The organism is Thioclava dalianensis (assembly GCF_000715505.1).
Taxonomy (GTDB): Bacteria; Pseudomonadota; Alphaproteobacteria; order Rhodobacterales; family Rhodobacteraceae; genus Thioclava; species Thioclava dalianensis.
This window is the reverse complement of sequence record NZ_JHEH01000008.1, coordinates 104,156-121,934: the sequence shown is the minus strand read 5'-3', so window position 1 is coordinate 121,934 and position 17,779 is coordinate 104,156. Positions and strand designations below refer to the sequence as shown.

The window sequence follows — 17,779 nt, the reverse complement described above, 5'->3', positions numbered from 1 at the left end:
AAGGACCAGACCTAAATCCATGCACGTCCTCGATCGGGTGTAATCGGGGGAGCCGGCGCGTCTCGATTGGGAGAGCACGCCCGGAAGTGCAGTTCTTCTTTGGGGGGGAGAACCTATGACCGAGCTTCCGCGCGTTTTTGCGCCGTCTTTTCCGTTGCGCAGTATCTACGACCGCCACGCGCCACGCCGCGTTCTGGTCACGGGAGGGGCAGGCTTTCTGGGCTCCAACCTGTGTGAGCGTTTGCTGGGGGCCGGTCACGCCGTGATCTGTCTCGACAACCTGCTCACGGGGCGGCTGGAGAACATTGCCCATCTGCGCAGCCATCCGCAATTCGCCTTCATCGAGCATGACGTGATCAACCCGTTCGAGATCGACGGGCGGATCGAGCGGATCTACAACCTCGCCTGCCCGGCCTCGCCGCCGAAATACCAGCGCGATCCGATCCATACCTTCCAGACCTCGGTGCTGGGCGCGATGAATGCGCTGGAGCTTGCGCGGCGCAAGAACGCCCGGATCTTGCAGGCCTCGACCTCCGAGGTTTACGGCGACCCCGAGATCTCGCCGCAATCCGAAAGCTATCGCGGACAGGTCAACACCTTTGGCCCGCGCGCCTGCTATGACGAGGGCAAGCGTGCCGCCGAGACGCTGTTTCACGACCATTTCCGCGTCTATGGCACCGATATCCGCATCATCCGCATCTTCAACACCTACGGGCCGCGCATGGACCCGCAAGATGGCCGCGTGGTGTCGAATTTCGTCACCCAAGCGCTGCAGGACGCGCCGATGACGCTTTACGGGAAAGGTCAGCAGACCCGCTCTTTGTGCTATGTCGATGACCTGCTCGACGGGATGGAAGCGCTGATGGAAAGCCGCGAGATCGGGCCCTCCCCGGTCAATATCGGCAATCCGGTGGAATTTACCGTGGCTCAAATCGCGCATCTGGTGGCCAAGATGACCAAGACGCGCGCGCAGCTCGTGCATCGCCCGCTGCCCATCGATGATCCGCAACAGCGCCGTCCCGATATCACCCGCGCCCGCACGCTTCTGGGCTGGGAGCCCAAGGTCAAACTGGCGCAGGGGCTGGAGCCCACCATCGCTTATTTCCGCGGCCAGCTGGATGGTCAAATCGCGCAACCGGGCGCCGTGTTCGCATGAGCGCGCAGGCCATACGGGTGCTGGTCACCGGCGGCGCGGGCTTTATCGGTTCGCATTGCTGTAAGGCGCTGGCGCGGGCGGGCTATGAGCCCGTGACCTACGACAATCTCTCGCGCGGCCATCGCGCGGCTGTGCGCTGGGGGCCGCTGATCGAGGGCGATATGCGCGACGCGGCGCTGCTGGAGACGACCCTGCGCGAGCAGCGGATCTCGGCGGTGATCCATTTCGCAGCGCTTGCCTATGTTGGCGAGAGCATGGCCGATCCGATGGCCTATTTCGACGTCAATCTGGGCGGGATGCACGCGCTTTTGGGCGCGATGCAGCGGGCGCGTGTGACCCGCATCGTGTTCTCCTCAAGCTGCGCCACCTATGGCACGCCCAAACGCCTGCCGATCCTGGAGACGGATGAACAAGACCCGATAAACCCTTACGGGCGAACAAAACTTATCTGCGAATGGATGCTGCGCGATTGCGCCGCAGCGCATGGGATCCACTATGCCGCGCTGCGCTATTTCAACGCGGCAGGCGCTGACCCGGAGGGCGAGCTGCGCGAGCGCCACGAGCCCGAAACCCACCTGATCCCGCTGGCCCTGATGGCCGCCTCCGGGCGCGCCGGGCCCTTGCAGATTTTCGGCACGGATTATCCCACGCCCGATGGCACCTGCATCCGCGACTATATCCATGTCAGCGATCTGGCGCGCGCCCATCTCTGCGCGCTCGATCACCTGCTGGCCGAGGGCTGCAACCTTGCGCTCAATCTCGGGACCGGACGGGGCGCGTCGATCCGCGAAGTGCTCGATGCGATCGAACGGGTGACGGGCCAACAGGTGCCGCATCTGCTGGCGCCGCGCCGGGCGGGCGATCCCGCCGAGCTGGTGGCCGACCCGACGCGCGCCGCGCAACAGATCGGTTTTCGCGCCCGCTACCGCGATCTCGACGAGATCATCGCCCATGCCGCACCCAGTTTCGGCCTTGATGTGGCGCGCCTGCCCGAGGCGGTGTCATGCTGATCCGTCCGCAAACCCGCACCGCTGAGGCGGCAGGCCATCTCGCCCCACTTCTGCAGGGCGCGCGGCTCTGGCGCTACCGGATGCTTTGTGCGCTCTGGGCGCTGGCGGCGCTGTGGTTCTGGAGCTGGTGGCTCGATCCGGCCCATCTCATCGCGCCTGGGCGTTTCGCGCTGATCACCGCCGCTCTGATCTGGCTCAGCGCGATGCAGGGCTATTTCCTGATCGTGATGATGCAGGCGCGCAAGCCCGTCTCGCCCGATCCCGAACGCGGACGCTTTCGCGTGGCGATGATCGTGACGAAAACGCCCTCCGAGCCCTTTTCCGTCCTGCGCCCGACGCTTGAGGCGATGCTGGCGCAGGACTATCCGCATGACACATGGCTGGCCGATGAAGCGCCTGATGAGACCACCCGCGAATGGTGTGCGGCCCATAACGTGCAGATCTCGTCGCGGGCGGGCGTGGCGGCCTATCATCAGCCCGTCTGGCCCCGCCGGACCCGCTGCAAAGAGGGCAACCTCGCCTATTTCTACGACAATTGGGGCTATCGCTTCTATGATGTCGTAAGCCAGCTCGACGCCGATCACGTGCCCCAACCGGGCTATCTGCGCGAGATGCTGCGCCCCTTTGCCGATCCGACCGTGGGCTATGTGAGCGCCCCTTCGATCTGCGCGGCCAATGCTTCCGCAAGCTGGGCGGCGCGCGCGCGGCTGCACGCCGAGAGCGCCTTTCACGGCATGTTGCAGGCGGGCTATACTGGCGCGCTGACGCCGATGTGTATCGGCTCGCATTATGCGGTGCGCACGCGCGCGCTGCGGCAGGCAGGCGGGCTTGGCCCGGATCTCGCCGAGGATCATTCGACCACGATGCTGATCGCCGCCGCTGGCTGGCGCGGCGTGCACGCGATCGACGCGATTGCCATCGGCGACGGCCCGGCCACCCTGCCCGATCTGATCACGCAGGAATTCCAGTGGTCGCGCTCGCTGATGACCTTGCTGCTGGCCCATACGCCGCGCTACCTGCGCGCGCTGCCTGCCCGGCTGCGGGTGCTGTTTGTGCTGTGCCAGAGCTGGTATCTGATTTTCGCGCTGGTGATGGCGCTGATCTACGCGATGCCGATCCTCGCGCTGAGTCTTGGGATGCGCTTTGCCGATGTCACCTTTCCGGCCTTTCTGGGTCATGCGCTGCCAGCGGGTCTCGTCTTGCTGGGCGTGGCCTATGCGCTGCGCCGTGACGCACTGTTGCGCCCCTATCAGGCCCATATTCTGGGCTGGGAGCGGATGCTCTTTCCGATGATCCAATGGCCCTGGGTGCTCTGGGGCTGCGTGATGGCGATCCGGGATCGTATCACGGGCGGTTTCGTCGACTTTCGGATCACACCGAAGGGAGAGAGCGCGCGGGCCCGCCTGCCGGGCAAGGTGCTGGCCGTTTACGCCGGGCTGGCAATTGGCGCGCTGGCCCCAGTGCTGCTGGTCTCTGAGGCGGGCGAGGCGCGCGGGTTTTACCTACTCTCGCTCTTCAATGCGGTGATCTACACGGTGCTTTTGGCGCTGGCGATCGCCGAGCCGTTGCGCCGGGCGCCGGGCTGTGCGCGCCGCGGGCTGGCGGGGCTGCGCGCCCTTGGGTTGCGCGCGCTGGGATTACAGGTCGCCACGCTGAGCCTGATCGGCGCGCTGACAGTGAGCGCCATGTTGCAGCGTGGCGAAGAGAGCTTGCATGCGTTGCTGCTGGGCTTTGGCCCCGCGCATCTGACACGCGTGCAATACGTGGCCTCGGGGGCGGGAATGGGAGCGCCCGGCAAGGCCAAATTCAAACTATCGCCCGGTTGGTCGAACAACTGATCGCCGGAACACCAACGGGAGGGGAAAATGTTGGGACGTGCAAAACTGGCCTTGTCGCGATGGGGGATCGCGGCGCTGGCGCTGGCAATCACGGGGTCTGCGGCACATGCAGGCCCGGTTGCCGTGCCACCGGGAGAAATCCCGTTTGGGGTCTATGACCCGGACGGGGATTTCTCGGACAAATCTCCGGTCGTGATCGAGCATCTGTTCTTGCCATGGGAGGATGTCTACCTGCCCTCCCTGCAAGATGCCGATGCCTATGCGCTTGAGCGCAACCGCGCGCTTCTGGTCACGCTCGAGCCCTGGACCTGGTCGCGCTCGGAGCGCAACTCCGCCCAATATTTGCGGCGCGGCATCGCGCGGGGCGAATACGACTCCAATATGCGCGCGGTCTGCGATGTGTTGGGAACCCTGAAAAGCCCCGTCACACTGCGCTTTGCTCAGGAGATGGACGACACCAGCGGCCAGTTCATCTGGGCGGGCTGGGCGCCGGAAGACTATATCTCGGCCTATCGGCGGATGACCGGAATGTGCAAACAATCCGCGCCCGCGATCACCCTGATGTGGTCGCCGCTGGGCGACGCGGGAATGGAGCGCTACTATCCGGGCGATGACTATGTCGATCTGGTCGGGCTGTCGGTCTTTGGGCTGCAGGCCTGGGATCAGGCAAAATACGGCGAGGATCGCAGCTTCGATACGATCTTCGGGCCGCGCTACACCCGTGCGGCCAGTTTCGGCAAGCCGGTGGTTGTGGCCGAGCTGGGCTATGTCGGCGATCAGGCCTATGTCGACACATGGCGCGACAGCGTGCGGCAGGAAAAGTCGCAATACCCAAATCTCGTGGGTGTGGTCTATTTCAACCAGAACGAGGTTTACCCATGGCCCGAAGGGTTCGGGACGCCCGACTGGCGCATCAAGAATCAGGTGCTCGAGTAACGGCGGGGTACCACCACAGTTAGTGGCAAAAATCCGCCGACACGCCAAATCCGGCATAAACCACTGAGGGCGCGCGCAAAATTTTCTTGCGCGCGCTGTTTGCGCTTGCGCCGCGCTTTGGTCAGATTGCCGTCGCGGAAGCGCCGTTATTGACCCTTAGCCTTTTCTCAATCAATCCTGCGTCTCATAACGCGGCGCGGCAATGTCTTGCTCTTTGGCAAGACGGGGCAAAGATCGTGAGAAAGGCAGAGCAAAATGACGGTTTCCAAGGCACTGAAACGCGCAGGCGCGGCCGGTTTGGTCATGTCCATCGCACTGATCACCACACCTTCCTTCGCCCAGCAAAGCGGGATCTTCACCCTCAGCTCCGCACGCCTCGCGGCCCGCACAGCGAGCGCAAAATCGGTGGCAGGCAAGGGCCGCGCGCGGTTCGACTGGCTGGCCTCGGCGCATAGAAACACCGCCAAACCGCGCATCACGCAAGCCCACGCTTTGGGCAATGGCAGCTATGTCTGCTCGCCCGCAGGCTTCGGCGCGCGCTCGCAATGCTACAAACGCTGAGCGGCGCATAAGCTCTCTCTTGCCTTCCTCACAATCCCGTCCTAATGGCAAGATATGACACAGCACCAGCGCCTCCTCATCATCGATTTCGGGTCTCAGGTTACGCAGCTGATCGCGCGCCGCCTGCGTGAACTCAATGTCTACTGCGAAATCCACCCCTATCAGAACGTCACCGACGCCTTCCTGACAGAGTTCGCCCCGAAGGCGATCATCTTCTCGGGCGGCCCGGATTCGGTCGTGCGCGAGGGTTCGCCCCGGCCGCCGAAATCGGCCTATGAGCTGGGCGTGCCGATCCTCGGGATCTGCTATGGCCAGCAGGTCATGATGCAAGATCTGGGCGGGCTGGTAGAGGCCGGACAAAGCCACACTGCGGAATTCGGACGCGCTTGGGTCAAGCCGACCGAGACGCCGATCGATCTGCTCAATGGCTGGTTCATGGACGGCACGGGCCGCGAGCAGGCTTGGATGAGCCACGGCGATCACGTGAGCCGCCTTGCGCCCGGCTTCGAGGTGTTTGGCACCTCGCCCGGCGCCCCCTTCGCGATCACCGCCGATCTGTCGCGCCGCTTCTATGCCGTGCAGTTCCACCCGGAGGTGCATCACACGCCCAATGGCGCGACGCTCTACGAGAATTTCGTGCGCGATGCGGGCTTTACCGGCGACTGGACGATGGCCGCCTACCGCGAAGAGATGATCGCCAATATCCGCGAACAGGTGGGCGATTCCCATGTGATCTGCGCGCTTTCGGGCGGCGTCGACAGCTCGGTCACCGGCATTTTGTTGCATGAGGCGATTGGCGATCAGCTCACCTGCGTCTTCGTCGATCATGGGCTTTTGCGTCTGGGCGAGGCCGAGCAGGTCGTGCAGATGTTCCGCGACAATTACAATCTGAACCTGATCCATGCCGATGAAAGCGATCTGTTTCTGGGCGAGCTGGAGGGGGTCTCCGACCCCGAGACCAAGCGCAAGATCATCGGGCGGCTGTTCATCGACGTGTTCCAGAAATATGCCGATCAGATCGAGGGCGCGCAATTCCTTGCGCAGGGCACGCTCTACCCCGATGTGATTGAATCCGTGTCCTTTTCCGGCGGCCCCTCGGTCACGATCAAAAGCCACCACAATGTGGGCGGCCTGCCCGAGAAGATGGGGCTCAAACTGGTCGAGCCGCTGCGCGGGCTGTTCAAGGACGAAGTGCGCACGCTCGGTCACGAGCTGGGCCTGCCTGCCAGCTTCATCGGTCGCCACCCCTTCCCCGGCCCCGGCCTCGCGATCCGCTGCCCCGGCGAGATCACCCGCGAAAAGCTGGAAATCCTGCGCAAGGCCGATGCGGTCTATATCGATCAGATCCGCAAGCACGGCCTCTATGACGAGATCTGGCAGGCCTTTGTCGCGATCCTGCCGGTCCGCACGGTGGGTGTGATGGGCGACGGTCGCACCTATGACTTCGCCTGCGCGCTGCGCGCGGTGACGAGCGTTGATGGGATGACCGCCGATTATTATCCGTTCAGCCACGAGTTTCTGGGCGAGACCGCAACGCGGATCATCAATGAGGTGAAGGGGATCAACCGGGTCACCTACGACATCACCTCCAAGCCGCCCGGCACGATCGAGTGGGAGTGATCTAGCATCAGGCCAAGGGCTGACACCTGACGGGACATCGCCCGCCTCAGGTGCCAGCCTCGTTGCGCTCCAAAGCAAGAGGATCACTGTCGCTGCGTGAGTGATCTTGCGCAGAAGGCTCTGGGGCCGCGTCGATATAAGCGCGCACGCGGGTCGCGACCTCTGGGCTGGCGGGCGTGTAGACCATCATCGTCAGATCCGGGCGGCTGCGCACCGAGAAGGTCGCGAAGTCCAGCTCGATCAGGCCAAGCCGCGCGTGTTGCAGCCGCTTCACCCCGTCTTCGTGACCGCCAACCTCATTCGCCTGCCAGAGTGCCGCGAATTCGGCACTCGCCTGCGAGAGTTCCGTGACCAGCTGGGTGACTTCGGCGGTTGCACCCGCACGGGCGACATCGGCGCGAAAAGACCCGACCAGAGCGCGCGCGAGGTCACGCCATTCCGGCTGGCGGGCTCGTACCTCTGAATTGGTAAAGATCAGCCGCAACACGTTGCGCCGCTCCTCAGGCAATTGCGCGAAATCAGTCATCAGCAACGCCGCCGCGCGGTTCCACGCCAGAACGTCCCACGTCGCCGAGATGATCATCGCGGGGCTGTAGGGGATCGAGTCGAGCACCGCCTGAAGCCGCGTCGTGATCGCGGCATCCGCACGGTAATGGCTCTCCGGCGGGTGGCCGAAGGTGAGGATATGCAGGTGCTGGCGCTCCGCCTCGGTCAACATCAGCCCGCGCGCGATCCGGTCCAGAACATCGGCCGAGGGCGCGCCACCGCGCCCCTGCTCAAGCCATGTGTACCATGTCGGGCTGATATTGGCGCGCAGTGCCACCTCTTCACGGCGCAGTCCCGGCGTGCGCCGCCGCCCCCCGGCAAAGCCGAAACTCGCCGGATCGAGCTGCGTGCGCCGGTCGCGCAAAAAGGTGCCAAGCGGGTTCTCGGCAGGAACGGTGGTTTTCATGTTATCCATTATACCCCGATAAAGTCACTACTTTAACAGGATAGAAACTGCGCCATCTTCCGCCGCATCGCAACCAAGGAGATGAAAGATGCGTGTATTTCTGACAGGAGCGACCGGCTTCATCGGCGCGCGGATCGTGCCCGAATTGCAGGCGCGTGGGCATCAGGTGATCGGCATGACGCGCTCCGAGACGGGCGCTGCCGCTTTGCGCGCCGCAGGGGCCGAGGTGCATATGGCGACGCTTGAAGACCCGGCGAGCGTCGCGGCAGGCGCTGAGCGGGCCGATGCGGTGATCCACACGGCCTTTGACCATAATTTCGAGAATTTCGTGGCCAATTGCGAAAAGGACGGGCGCGTTTTGCAGGCGCTGGGGGACGCGCTCAAAGGGTCGGACCGACCGCTTCTGATCACCTCCGGAACCGGCATTGGCGATCCTGGCGACGGCACGCCTGCGCGCGAGGACGTCACCGACCTGCACTATCCGATCCCGCGGGTGATATCCGAGGTTGTGGCCAACCGTTTGCTGGACGCGGGCGTGAACGTCGCAGTGATGCGGTTGCCGCAAGTCCATGACACGCAGCGGCAGGGGCTGATCTCGCCCTATATCGAAATCGCGCGTCAGCAAGGCGCGGTGGCGATGCCGGGCGATGGGATGAACCGATGGGCAGCAGCCCATGTCGACGATGTCGCAGCGCTTTACGCGATGGCATTCGACCGTGGCGTCCCCGGCGCACGCTACCACGCCGTCGCTGAGGAAGGCGTGCGCATATGCGATATCGCCGAGGTCATAGCCGAGCGCCTGAACCTGCCGCTCATCAAGCTCGCCCCCGAGGACATCGACGCCCATTTCGGCTGGATGGCTGGCATTGTGGGGATCGACATGCCGGCAAGCTCTGCCCGCACCCGCGCCGAGCTGGGCTGGACCCCGCAGGGGCCGGACCTTTTAAGCGATCTGGCAGCGATGGACTACGGGACCCCTGCGGCACAATAGGAGCATCTCCCCCGTCGCGGCGGAGCGATCCGCTGCGGCTCGGGCGCCCTTATTGGGCGTCGGCCCGCAAAAGCGCTGCTCTCAGCTTAAACCGCCTGCCGTGCCGCCTTTGAGCCGATATTTCAGCCAGAATTTCGCAAGCCGCATCCGCCCCACCCTTTCGCGCGCCATGATCTGGGCCGCAAACGGCGTCATGCGCAGGTATTTCCAATACAGCCACGCCAAAGGGTGCCATTCGCCCGCCTGCCACGGCTTGGCGCTTTCGGTGAAATGCACGATCCGAGGGGCAGCCCCGGCCCCGCTGGCACCGGGCTCATAGGGAAAATCGTCATAGAGGAACTTGCGCTGATAATTCCAGATCGGCGAAAGCGCGGTCCAATTGCCCCAGAGCACAAGGTTCAACGCATCCTGATCGGCGAATTCAAAGTCATGTGCGCCTTCCAAAAGATGTTCGAGCGCGCACGTCAGAAATCCGGTGCGGCGGGCCGCTTCCAGATCGATCAACAGCATGCCCGCGTTGAGATAAGGATGCGCGCCGCTCAACCCAAAGCGCTGCGCGAAGACCGCCGGTTCCATGCCCGGATCGCACACCGCAGCACAGGGCCGCCCCTCAAGATCACTGAGCCACAAAGCGCGCAGGCTGCCCGTCACGATCATGTCGATATCGAGATAGATCACTCGTTTGAGCGCCGGATCAAGGATTTCCTCCATGATCAGGCGCAGATAGGTGGCCCGGCTGATCTGCAACAGCGGTGGTAGCGCAAGTGCGCGATGCTCGGTGATCAGATAGGTCTTGATCTCAAGCCCGGGCGCCGAGGCCACAAGCTGATCGGCCAACGTCTGCTCCACCGTGTCGAGAATGACATGCACCCGCACGCGCTCCGGGCCCTTGGTCTGCTCAATCGACTTGGCGAGTGCCGCAAAATGCGGGGCGTAATTGGCATCGGTGACGCAGATCACGTCGATACAATCGGGATCCGGTGGCGTGCCGCTGTCGGACGGCGTGATCTGCTCGGTCGTGCTCATCAAGCCCCCAGTCAGGCGTGCCCCGTAAGGGCCGCTCAGAAATATCGTGAATTGCGTGTGGGCTGACGGAAATTGGCCCAGAAGAGATCGCGCGCCACGCCGAAATGCAGCCGCGCCCGGTCGGGCCTGCGGCGCAGAGTGGCCAGAATCCCGCGCAAGAACCGCGCGGCGATCCGGTCGGGCATGATCAGGCGGCGATTGACGAAATGACCGATCGCCAGCTCCTCATTGAGCACTTTCGCCATGCTCCAGTTCATCCCATGATTGGGATTGAGGTAGAAAAACTTCGGGCTTTCCACCCGCAACATCGCTTTGCCGACATGCGAGAAATAGTAGCGGCTCCATTCCTGATCTTCGGCGGAGAACACTTCGGGGCGGAAGACGCGCGCGCGCAACAGCTGAGTGGGCACCATGGCCGCGCTGTTGGACAGACCGTTGCCTCCGTTAAAGCGCCGCGTGTCGATCTCGGTTAGGATGGCCTCGGGCTCTGAAAACGGGCGCGGGCCCCAATAGACGATTTCGAGCGCCCGCGCCCGCAGCGCCTCAAACCCGGCCGCGATCATTCCCGGATCATCCAACAGCACATGGCTGCTGATGATGAACGTATAGGGATGGGGATTGGCCGCGACGCCCACATTGATCGCCTTGGAATAGTTGAACGGCTCGTCGGGGTAAAGCACGACCCGCGCGCCGAGCGCTGCAAACTTCGCAGAAGTCTCGGGATTGTTCGAGGAATCCACAATCAGGATCTCGGCGGGCGGATGGGTCTGGCTTTGCAGCTTCTGGATCGCATAGCGCAGGACCGGCGCGCAGTCATAGGCCCGGATCAGCGCCGCATAGCGTGGGAGATCGGAGGTCGATGCCTCCGCGAGCGGCGCAGGCTCTGTGGCATTGGCGGGCGCGTCAGAGAGGGCCATGATGTCATCTCGCTACAGATCGCTACGTCAATGAGCGCCGCTCTCCCCCCAAAGAGCGCCCGGCTTACAGCTCAGGAATCGGGCAATGTGCCGCCTTCACATGCAACGTTACCTGCCCCACGCGATTGCGCAAGCCTGTGTGGGGCCCGTGACGCCGCAGTGCAGCAATTTCTCGCGCATAGGAGCGATTGCGTGCTTGAGTTTACAAATGCCTCTCTCTACGCTCCTCGATTGCGACGGGCCGCCGCCCTCCCCCTGCGGCCAGTTTGGAGACTGTGATGTGACCGATCCCGTCATTCGACTGCACCTTGGTGCCCATAAGACCGCGACGACCTATCTACAGCACCGGCTCAACAGCAATCGCAAACATTTGGCCGATGCCGGGATTGCCTATTGGCCGACAGAGGACGTGCGCCCGGTCTTCAAAGGCGCCTTCGAGCGTCACAAGACCCAACAGTCTCGCTCTGCGCTGCGCCGACTTTTGCGGCAGCGCGAGGGCCGCGATACATTCACCGCTCAGATGGAGGAGTGGTTTGAAATCGACGCGCCGGTGATCCTCTCGGAGGAGAATTTCATCGGCGAGTGCAATGCCTTCATCGAGGGCGGCTTCTACCCGGAGGCGCGCGACCGGCTCAGCGTGCTGGCGGCAACCCTGCCCGACCGACCCGTCGAGATCTTTTTATGCCTGCGCGCCTACCCCGAGTTTCTGGCCTCGATGTATGGCGAGGCTTTGCGGTTCTGGCCCATGCCCTCGCCCGAGGTCTTCATGGCCTGGCACAGCGACCCGGCGGGCAAATGGCCCGGTGTGATCGACGCGATCCGTGCGGTTTTTCCGGACGCCCGGATCACCGTTTGGAGCTATGAGAGCTTTCGCACGACCGAGCCCCAGATCCTCGCGGCACTTTGCGGGAATGCGGCAGAGACCCTCGCGCCGCTTGACGCCCCCGAGGTCCGCGCCAGCGCCTCGGACACCGCGATCCGCAAGATGGCCTCCAGCCCGGTCAATCTGAGCATCGCCGAGCGCGTCTTCCGGATGCAGGCGCTGGAACATGCCCACCCGATGCGCGATCGCGCTGACCGGTTCGCGCCATGGCCCGAGGACGAGCGCGCACGGCTGGCTGCGATCTACCGCGACGATCTCGCGCAGATCGCCGCCCGCGAGGACATCATATTTTTGGGCTGAGGGGCGCCCCCTGCCCAAAGCCACGACAGGACTGCGCGCAATTGAGCAAGGAACAGACCCGATGAGCGAGACCCGGTCGCGGCTTTTGAAAGGGGCGGCATGGATTGCCTTTGGCAGTATCATCGCCAATTCGCTCGGCTTTATCAGCACCATCATCATGGCCCGGCTGTTGATGCCGGAAGATTTCGGCCTCGTGGCAATCTGCGTGGCCTTCATGATGATCCTGACCTCGATTGCCGAAATGCCGCTCTCTGAGGCGCTGGTACAGCATGACGATCCGAGCGAGGCGCATTTCGACACGGTCTGGAGCATGTCTGTGCTGCGCTCGCTTATCCTGGGCGGCTTAATTGCAGCGCTGTCCTATCCGGTGGCGATGTTTTACGGCGATATCCGGCTACAGGATATCTTGCTGGTAATGGCCGCCTCGGTTGCCTTCAGCGGCTTTATCAACCCGAAACTGGCGATTTTCCAGCGTGAGTTGGTCTTCCATCAGGCCTTCCTTCTGAAGGTGGGTGAGAAGGCAGCCGGCTTCATCGTGGCGCTCGTTCTGGCCATCGTGTTTCGCTCCTATTGGGCGCTGGTATTCGGCGCGGTCGTCTCGGATATGGCGCGGGTGGTGATCTCGTTTCTGCTCTATCCCTACCGTCCGCGTGTAACCTTCAGCCGCTGTCGCGAGATCCTCTCATTCTCGATCTGGATCACCTTTGGCACATGGATTCAGGCGATCAACTGGCGCGCCAACCCGCTCGTCTTCGGCGCCGTGCTGCCGACGGGATTGCTGGGACAGTACAGCTTCGGCATTCGCGTGACGGGCGTGGTGATCGGCCAGCTCGCCCAACCGGTCCAAGACACGTTCTTCCCCGCCTTCTCGCGATTCAAAAACAACAAGGATCAGCTCAGATCGGCCTATATCCGCGCGCAGGGCGTGGCCTGTTCGTGGATTTTCCCCTTCGCCTTCGGGCTTGCGGTGGTGGCCCATGACCTTGTCTATCTGGTGCTTGGCGCGAAATGGGAGGCCGCGATCCCGGTTATTCAGCTGCAGGCAATCTCGGTCGCGATGCAGGCCACCGCCGCGATCCAGCCGATTGCCATGGCCACGGGCAACACCAAGGCGCTGTTTTATCGCGACATCCGCGCCTTCGTGATCCGCTGGCCGCTGATGCTGGCGGGGATCTATCTTGGCTCCCAAAGCGCCTATGGCATGCTGATCGGCGGCTTGATCGGCAATGCGCTGGCCACATTCGCCAATGTCGTGCTGAACATGTCGCTGGTCGGAAAGATCACCGATGTGGGGCTCAAGGGGCATCTGAGCTTTGTCATCCGGCCATTGGCAGGCGTGGTGGTGATGGCGCTCATGGTCTTTGGTCTGGGCTTGCTCGTCTCGGTTCAGCCAAATTGGATCGCCGAGACCGCCCGGCTTGTCGGTCTGATCCTGCTCGGCGCGCTTGCCTATATCGCCACGCTCTGGGTGATCTGGCGCCTGCGCGGTCGCAAGGAGGGCGCCGAGACCGAAATCGTCCAGCTTTCCCAGAAGCTTTTGGCCAAACGCCGCAAAGCAGCACCCCCGGCGTGACGCCGAGACAGCCTGAAAAATAAACGAAAAACCCTCAAATGCAAAACGGATGCGCGCACTACCGCGCATCTGCAGCATTTCTTGCCTGCGCAGTCTTGCGCCATTTTGCCCCCGGCCTCATAGTTTTGCAGGTGCCAGCGTCACGCATATCTCCTCGAGGGCCCCGGCAAGACGCTCGGCCCGGACATCGCTTTTGAAGAAAGGGCCGTCATGTCTGTCGTAGGAAAGATCGCCAAGCGGATACCCTTGTTGCGCGGCGCAGAGCCGCGCCCCACCGAGCCCGCGCGGCTTCCCGAGATCGAGTATAACGACGCGCCCGAAATTGATCGGTTGGTCTTTGTCTGCGGGCTGCATCGCAGCGGCACGACCCTGCTTGAGCGGTTGCTGGCGGCGCGCTACGCGCTGAGCTACCTGCGCGCCGATGTGCCCGAAAGCGAAGGCCAGCACATGCAGTCGGTCTTTGAGCCAGCTTGGAGTTTTGGTGGCCCGGGGCGTTTCGCCTTCAGCCAGCCGATGGAAGACGCGCTGAGCGCGCGCACGGATTTCGCCGCTTGCCGCGCGCAATTGCTCGACGAATGGAGCCGGTTCATCGTCGGCGACGCCCCCGTCCTTCTGGAAAAATCCCCGCCCAACCTGACCAAGATCTGGTGGCTGCGGAAGGTCTTTCCCGAGGCCCGTTTCGTGATCATGACCCGCGATCCGCGCGCCGTGTCGGCTGCTACGCAAAAATGGTCGGGCACCTCGCTGCCCGAGCTGATGATGCATTGGAACGTGGCCTATTCCAAAGCGGTAGACGATTTCAGCCCCGAGGATTGCATCCAGATCCGCTACGAGGATCTGACGCAGGACCCCGATGGGGAAATCTCCCGGCTGGGCAGTTTTCTCGATCTCACGCCGCGGGAAAACGGCGGAGAGCTCGAGGCACGCCATCAACAGATGCGCAACTCCAATGACCAGTATTTCGCCCATCACGAGGGCACCCGCTACGGCAGCGGCATCTGGAGCGCGTTTGGCTATGACTTGTGAGCGCGGCGCGGGCGCGGACGCATCTTAACGGAGGCTTAGATGGCCTTGACCCTGACCGGACGATTGATCTGCGCCAATGAGGCCGAGGCCGCAATCGTGCGCGATTACCTGCCCGAACATATCAGGCTCACGCGGCGAGAGCCGGGCTGTCTGCTGTTCGAGGTCACCCCGGCGGACAGCCCTCTCGTCTGGGAGGTGCGCGAGACATTCACCAACCGCCACGCGTTCGATTTGCATCAGGCACGTGTGAAAGGATCGGCTTGGGGCCATGCGACCGCCGGCATCGCGCGGGACTATTCGATCTTGCAAGATGAGGCGGGCTAGGCGCGCTTAGTCTTTTGCCAGAAGCGAGATCACCCGCCGCACCGCCAGCCCATAGCCCTCGATCCCGAACCCGGCAAGCACACCATCCGCGCGCCCCGAGATGAAGGAGTGGTGGCGGAACGCCTCGCGCTTGTAGACATTCGAGATATGCACCTCGAAAACCGGCCCCTCAAACGTGTTGAGCGCATCGAGAATGGCCACCGAAGTATGGGTATAGGCGCCCGCATTGATCACGATCGCGCAGGCCTTCTCACGGGCCTCATGGATCTGATCGACGATTGCGCCCTCGTAATTGGACTGGAACAGCTCGACCTTGAATTTCGCCTCATGCGCGATCTCGGCGCAAAGCGTGCGCACATCATCGAGCGTATCGGTGCCGTAGATCTCGGGCTGGCGCTTGCCCAACAGGTTCAGGTTCGGACCGTTGAGAATATGGATCGTCTTCGACATCAGTGCCTCCCGAGACGGGCGCGGCAGGAACTGCGCGCCGGAATTACCCTGCCTGCTTTACCTGCAAGGCGCGGAAGGACCAAGGAAAAACTAAATGGCGACGGGCGTGGATCGCCTTTAATGCGCGCCCTCCGCCGCCTCGCCCCGGGCCGAGGCAATCAGCGCGCGGATCGTGTCGAGTTTGCCCAGCACATCGGGGCTGAGCACGAAGGGATAAAAGCTCGCATGCCCCATCGCCGCATTCACTGCATTGAGCGCGATCGAGAGATGGATCCAAGGCCCCGACAGCCGCCTCATCGGCACGCCCACAAGGTTTGCCACATCGCCCGGAAGCCCGGAGGGCCCGAGAAGGCTATAGGCGCTTGCGGTTTCCAGACCGTCGAGCAGATGCAGCACATGCGCCCAGCTTTCGGCGAAATCCTCCCAAGGATGCGCGCTGGCATAGGCTGACACATAGCTTGCCGTCCAATTCTGCGGCGGCCCGTTTTTGTAATGGTTTTGCAAGGAGGCCGCGTAATCGGCCCGATCATCGCCAAACACCGCCCGGATCGTCTCAAGCCGCGCGGGATCGCTTTGCACGAGCACCTGCCAGAAGTGATGGGCTACCTCATGGCGCAGATGACCGGGCAGCGAGCGGTAGGGCTCGCCCATTTGCGTGCGAATCCGTTCGCGCTCAGCATCATCGGCCTCGGCGATATTGAGCGTGATCACCCCGTTGGCATGGCCCGTCAGCACACGCGGACGGCTAGGATCTGCGGGATCGGCGCGAAATTCGAACCGAGGGCTCGGCGCGCCATCGGCATCGACAAGCGGGAGGCCCAGATCCGACAGCAGCGCCAGAAGCGCGCGCTTATCGGTCTCGATCCGCGCCCATTTCACATCATTGCCGGGCACCGACAGATCGGGCACGACCGTGGTATGTCGGCACGCAGAGCACAGCGTCTCCCCCGGCGCCGCCTGCCAGTTGCAATGAATGACCGAGCGATTGGCGCAGGGCGGGGTGCTTGCGTCACGGCGCACAAAGGCGGCACGCTCCGACTTCCAGATCAGACCGGTGCCACAATGGAGGCAATTGGTGTTGTGAAACCAGATCTCGCTGGCGCAAGCGGGGCATTGAAAACGCTGCATTCGGGCCTTCCAGACTAGAGGGGCCCCCATCAACGCGACGGCATGCGTTTGGTTTCCTAAAGCCTCAAGCGCGCCCGAGTTTCTTTAGCCGGTTGTCCCGCATCCGCGCGAAATCATCGCCCGCATGGTAGCTCGAACGGGTGAGCGGCGTGGCCGACACCATCAAGAACCCCTTGCCATAGGCCGCTTTTTCGTAAGACGCGAATTCCTCGGGCGTGACAAAGCGCTCCACCGCATGGTGCTTGGGCGTCGGCTGAAGATATTGCCCGATGGTCAGGAAATCGACATCGGCCGAGCGCATGTCGTCCATCACCTGCCGCACTTGCGGCGCTTCTTCGCCCAGGCCCACCATAATGCCAGATTTGGTGAACATCGTGGGGTCGAGTTCCTTGACGCGCTGCAACAGGCGCAGGCTGTGGAAATAGCGCGCACCGGGGCGCACGCCGGGATAGAGCCCCGGCACGGTTTCAAGATTGTGGTTGAACACGTCGGGACGCGCCTCGACGACTTTCTCCAGCGCGGCGGGGGCGCATTTGAGGAAGTCGGGCGTCAGGATCTCGATCGTGGTATTGGGCGCGCGGTGGCGCACGGCGCGGATCGTCTGGGCGAAATGCTCTGCCCCACCATCGTCGAGATCGTCGCGGTCAACGGAGGTGATCACGACGTGGTTCAGCCCGAGCGTCTGCACCGCATGGGCAACCCGGCCCGGCTCGAACTGGTCGAGATCATCGGGACGGCCCGTAGCCACGTTGCAAAACGAACAGCCCCGCGTGCAGATCTCGCCCATGATCATCATGGTGGCGTGACCCTGACTCCAGCACTCGCCGACATTCGGACAGCCCGCCTCTTCGCAGACCGTGACCAGCTTGTTTTCCTTGAGAATATCGCGGGTCTTCTTATAGCCCTCCGAGGTCGGCGCCTTGACGCGAATCCAGTCGGGCTTCTTGGGCTGGGCATTGGTGGCGCGATGCGCCTTTTCAGGGTGGCGTTCGCCGGGCATCTTGAGATCGCGCATCGGAGATCCTTTCCGATTATGGGTTGCCTGTCACATAAGCCCATTGCGCCCGGGATGCAAATTTTTGCGTGCA

At 63.1% G+C, this 17,779-nt stretch carries 17 protein-coding genes; 11 read left to right on the top strand and 6 right to left on the bottom strand.

Annotated elements, in window-relative coordinates:
• The first annotated feature begins 115 nt into the window (after positions 1-115).
• The 6 genes from DL1_RS09015 to guaA all read left to right on the top strand — a co-directional run bounded on the left by DL1_RS09015 (position 116) and on the right by guaA (position 7,121).
• Positions 116-1,156: a UDP-glucuronic acid decarboxylase family protein gene (locus DL1_RS09015; protein WP_081856298.1), complete on the top strand. Its 1,041-nt coding sequence runs from the start codon at positions 116-118 to the stop codon at positions 1,154-1,156.
• On the top strand, positions 1,153-2,166 hold the full coding sequence (gene galE, locus DL1_RS09010) for a UDP-glucose 4-epimerase GalE (protein WP_038065107.1): 1,014 nt from the start codon (positions 1,153-1,155) through the stop codon (positions 2,164-2,166). The genes DL1_RS09015 and galE overlap by 4 nt, the downstream gene beginning before the upstream one ends.
• On the top strand, positions 2,160-4,004 hold the full coding sequence (locus tag DL1_RS09005) for a glycosyltransferase family 2 protein (RefSeq protein ID WP_051693437.1): 1,845 nt from the start codon (positions 2,160-2,162) through the stop codon (positions 4,002-4,004). The genes galE and DL1_RS09005 overlap by 7 nt, the downstream gene beginning before the upstream one ends.
• 27 nt (positions 4,005-4,031) lie before the next feature.
• Positions 4,032-4,940, top strand: coding sequence for a glycoside hydrolase family 26 protein (locus DL1_RS09000; RefSeq protein WP_038065106.1), 909 nt, complete (start codon positions 4,032-4,034; stop codon positions 4,938-4,940).
• A gap of 255 nt (positions 4,941-5,195) precedes the next feature.
• Positions 5,196-5,501 (top strand): hypothetical protein, encoded by a 306-nt coding sequence (locus DL1_RS08995; protein ID WP_038065105.1) that lies wholly within the window; start codon positions 5,196-5,198, stop codon positions 5,499-5,501.
• 54 nt (positions 5,502-5,555) lie between these two features.
• The gene (gene guaA, locus DL1_RS08990; protein WP_038065104.1) at positions 5,556-7,121 is read left to right on the top strand and encodes a glutamine-hydrolyzing GMP synthase; all 1,566 of its coding nucleotides are present in this window, start codon (positions 5,556-5,558) and stop codon (positions 7,119-7,121) included.
• A gap of 46 nt (positions 7,122-7,167) precedes the next feature.
• On the opposite strand, the gene DL1_RS08985 is transcribed toward guaA, so the two are convergent.
• Entirely contained in the window at positions 7,168-8,073 is a 906-nt protein-coding gene (locus tag DL1_RS08985; protein WP_074854959.1) for a helix-turn-helix transcriptional regulator, read from the bottom strand.
• An 88-nt stretch (positions 8,074-8,161) separates the two neighbouring features.
• Here DL1_RS08985 and DL1_RS08980 point away from each other — a divergent pair, with 88 nt between their 5' ends.
• Positions 8,162-9,064 (top strand): SDR family oxidoreductase, encoded by a 903-nt coding sequence (locus DL1_RS08980; RefSeq protein ID WP_038065103.1) that lies wholly within the window; start codon positions 8,162-8,164, stop codon positions 9,062-9,064.
• A gap of 81 nt (positions 9,065-9,145) precedes the next feature.
• On the opposite strand, the gene DL1_RS08975 is transcribed toward DL1_RS08980, so the two are convergent.
• Together DL1_RS08975 and DL1_RS08970 are read right to left on the bottom strand one after the other, a co-directional pair.
• Positions 9,146-10,090 carry a glycosyltransferase family 8 protein gene (locus DL1_RS08975; protein ID WP_038065102.1) on the bottom strand — a complete coding sequence of 315 codons (945 nt, stop codon included), beginning with the start codon at positions 10,088-10,090 and terminating at the stop codon, positions 9,146-9,148.
• 35 nt (positions 10,091-10,125) lie between these two features.
• Positions 10,126-11,007, bottom strand: a complete 882-nt coding sequence (locus DL1_RS08970; protein WP_038065101.1) for a glycosyltransferase family 2 protein — start codon at positions 11,005-11,007, stop codon at positions 10,126-10,128.
• Between the two features lie 280 nt (positions 11,008-11,287).
• Here DL1_RS08970 and DL1_RS21815 point away from each other — a divergent pair, with 280 nt between their 5' ends.
• The 4 genes from DL1_RS21815 to DL1_RS08950 all read left to right on the top strand — a co-directional run bounded on the left by DL1_RS21815 (position 11,288) and on the right by DL1_RS08950 (position 15,113).
• A complete protein-coding gene (locus DL1_RS21815) occupies positions 11,288-12,190 on the top strand; it encodes a hypothetical protein (protein ID WP_038065099.1) in 903 nt (300 codons plus the stop codon).
• A 61-nt stretch (positions 12,191-12,251) separates the two neighbouring features.
• Positions 12,252-13,763 carry a lipopolysaccharide biosynthesis protein gene (locus tag DL1_RS08960; protein ID WP_038065097.1) on the top strand — a complete coding sequence of 504 codons (1,512 nt, stop codon included), beginning with the start codon at positions 12,252-12,254 and terminating at the stop codon, positions 13,761-13,763.
• 210 nt (positions 13,764-13,973) lie between these two features.
• Entirely contained in the window at positions 13,974-14,789 is an 816-nt protein-coding gene (locus tag DL1_RS08955; protein WP_038065095.1) for a sulfotransferase family protein, read from the top strand.
• A gap of 39 nt (positions 14,790-14,828) precedes the next feature.
• Complete coding sequence (locus DL1_RS08950; RefSeq protein ID WP_038065094.1) at positions 14,829-15,113, top strand: putative quinol monooxygenase; 285 nt, start codon at positions 14,829-14,831, stop codon at positions 15,111-15,113.
• A gap of 6 nt (positions 15,114-15,119) precedes the next feature.
• Here DL1_RS08950 and aroQ read toward each other — a convergent pair whose 3' ends face one another.
• From aroQ to lipA, 3 genes are all read right to left on the bottom strand, one after another.
• Positions 15,120-15,563: a type II 3-dehydroquinate dehydratase gene (gene aroQ / locus DL1_RS08945; protein ID WP_038065092.1), complete on the bottom strand. Its 444-nt coding sequence runs from the start codon at positions 15,561-15,563 to the stop codon at positions 15,120-15,122.
• A 117-nt stretch (positions 15,564-15,680) separates the two neighbouring features.
• Positions 15,681-16,691, bottom strand: coding sequence for a zinc-binding metallopeptidase family protein (locus DL1_RS08940; protein ID WP_038065089.1), 1,011 nt, complete (start codon positions 16,689-16,691; stop codon positions 15,681-15,683).
• Between the two features lie 64 nt (positions 16,692-16,755).
• On the bottom strand, positions 16,756-17,706 hold the full coding sequence (gene lipA, locus DL1_RS08935) for a lipoyl synthase (RefSeq protein WP_038065087.1): 951 nt from the start codon (positions 17,704-17,706) through the stop codon (positions 16,756-16,758).
• Positions 17,707-17,779: the final 73 nt, after the last annotated feature.